General features: G+C 64.0%; 2 protein-coding genes. One reads left to right on the plus strand and one right to left on the minus strand.

Translation table 11 applies throughout. The features are described 5' to 3' along the window. Positions 1-1893, minus strand: a 1893-nt coding sequence (locus EWM57_RS21455; RefSeq protein WP_207218378.1) for a GEVED domain-containing protein, incomplete at its 3' end; no start/stop codon positions are given. Between the two features lie 193 nt (positions 1894-2086). On the opposite strand from EWM57_RS21455, the gene EWM57_RS20890 reads away from it, so the two are divergent. After that, the coding region (locus EWM57_RS20890; protein WP_129923221.1) for an SDR family oxidoreductase at positions 2087-2629 on the plus strand (543 nt) is incomplete at its 3' end.

The following is a 2629-nucleotide window of genomic DNA, read 5'->3' on the forward strand; positions in this document are numbered from 1 at the left end:
GGGCGTCGAGCACGGCAGGCTGGCCCCGCCCACAAAGTCCGACAGCACCCGCAGGCGCAGGGGCTGGTCTTTCACGGCCGTAGCCGGAATGGTGAGCGTGCCGCTGGGGCTGACGCGGTTCAGGGCTTGGAAAAGCAGCTCATTGGTCGTGAAAATGCCGTCGTTGTTCAGATCCAGCCACACCCGCGTGTCCTGGGCGTTGGCCGTGCCGGTGGTAATGCTGATGGGGTGGGCGTTGCCCTCGGTCAGCTCCACGCGGGACGTGCAGGTGAAGTCCTCGTAGCTGCCCACCGCCGACGGGTTGCTCAACGAGCCCAGCGTAAAGTTGGTGATGCCGTAGCCGCAGCACTGCGCGGCCGTGGCCGGGGTGCAGCTGGCGGCCAGGGGCACGGCCGAGTTGTAGGTGATGTAGTTCGTGCGGGTGCGGCTGTTGCTGCCCACAGCGTTGGTGGCCGTCAGTACCACGGTGTAGGTGCCGGCCGTGGTATAGCAGTGCCGCGGGTTTTGCTGGGTGCTGGTCTGCCCGTCGCCGAAGTCCCAGAGCCAGGAAGTGGGTGCGTTCTGGCTTTGGTCGGTGAACTGTACCGGGTTCACGCAGGTGGCGGGCACGTAGTTCGAGGTAAAGGCCGCCACCGGCGGGTTGCGGTTCACGCGCACCGTCACGGTATAATCCTCAATCTGACCCAGCTGGGGCGTCGAGCACGGCAGGCTGGCCCCGCCCACAAAGTCCGACAGCACCCGCAGGCGCAGGGGCTGGTCTTTCACGGCCGTAGCCGGAATGGTGAGCGTGCCGCTGGGGCTGACGCGGTTCAGGGCTTGGAAAAGCAGCTCATTGGTCGTGAAAATGCCGTCGTTGTTCAGATCCAGCCACACCCGCGTGTCCTGGGCGTTGGCCGTGCCGGTGGTAATGCTGATGGGGTGGGCGTTGCCCTCGGTCAGCTCCACGCGGGACGTGCAGGTGAAGTCCTCGTAGCTGCCCACCGCCGACGGGTTGCTCAACGAGCCCAGCGTAAAGTTGGTGATGCCGTAGCCGCAGCACTGCGCGGCCGTGGCCGGGGTGCAGCTGGCGGCCAGGGGCACGGCCGAGTTGTAGGTGATGTAGTTCGTGCGGGTGCGGCTGTTGCTGCCCACAGCGTTGGTGGCCGTCAGTACCACGGTGTAGGTGCCGGCCGTGGTATAGCAGTGCCGCGGGTTTTGCTGGGTGCTGGTCTGCCCGTCGCCGAAGTTCCAGAGCCAGGAGGTCGGTGCGTTCTGGCTTTGGTCCGTGAACTGCACGCAGCCCGAGCAGGTCAGGGTCTGGTCGGCCACAAACTCCACGGCCGGCGCGGCGGTGTTGGCCAGGGCCGTCACGGCGTAATCTTCGGTTTGTGAAAATTGGGGCGTGGTGCACGGACCCGGAACCGGCGCGGCAAAATAGTCGGCTGCCACCCGCATGCGCAACTTGGTGTTGAGCGTCGTGGTGAGGGGCATGCGCAGCGTGCCCGTGTGCAGGCGCTTGCTGTCGGAGCTGAACACGAGCTCCGAAGTGGCGTTGAACGAGCCGTCGTTGTTGAGGTCAATCCAGACCCGCACGTTCTCGTCGGCGTTAGGGTTGGTCGTCACGCTCAGGGCGTAGTTCGCGCCCACCGTCAGGTTGGTGCCCAGAGTGCAGGAATAGTCCTTATAGCCGTCCTGGACGCCGTTGGTGGAGTTGTTGATGGTGCCCAGCGTGACGTTCAGAATACCCATTCCAATGCTGCCCGCGCCCGAATTGGAGGCGGGGCCGGGGGTGCAGCTGGCGGCAACCGGGCATTGGGCCTGCGCGCCGACGCCGGTGGCCAGCATCGTCAGCAGGGGAAGTAAGAAGCCGTAAAGCATTGGCGCTTTGCGCCGAAAGCGTAGAAGTTGCATCATAGAAAATGCCCGGGACGAAAAGAGTGAATTTTATCCCTAAATGTAGCGACTAAATCCAATTTTCCCGCTTCTCCCAGACGAGCCCCAGAACTTCCTCGATGAGCAGGGAAAACCCGGCGATAAACGCGGAAAGCCGTAGTTTTGCGCCGTTCACCCGGGCGTGCCCGGGCCATTTTTACTGGAGTCTGCGTTTATGAAAGGAAAAGTTGTACTAATCACCGGCGGCACTTCCGGCATCGGCCGCGCCTGCGCCGTCGTGTTTGGCCGGGCCGGGGCCCAGGTTGTGGTCACGGGCCGCGACCAAGCCAAGCTCACCGAAACGGCCCAGGAGCTAACCCAGCTCGGTATTCAACACCGCATCGTGCGCGCCGACGTGGGCGTGGAAGCGGATTCTGAGCGGGCCGTGGCCGATACCGTGGCTGCCTTTGGCCGCCTCGACGTGCTGATCAACAACGCCGGTATCTCGATGCGGGCCCTGTTTCAGGACGCCGACCTCGACGTTATCCGGCGCCTGATGCAAACCAACTTTTTCGGCACCGTGTACACCACCAAGTTTGCTTTGCCCCACATTCTGGCCGCCAAGGGCTCCATTGTGGGCATTTCCAGCATTGCCGGCTACCGGGGTCTGCCGGGGCGTACGGGCTATTCGGCTTCCAAATTTGCCATGCAGGGCTTCCTGGAGGCGTTGCGCACCGAGTTGCTGCCCCAGGGCGTGCACGTGCTGGTGGCCTGCCCG

Source organism: Hymenobacter persicinus (assembly GCF_004167665.1).
In the GTDB taxonomy this organism is placed as follows: domain Bacteria; phylum Bacteroidota; class Bacteroidia; order Cytophagales; family Hymenobacteraceae; genus Hymenobacter; species Hymenobacter persicinus.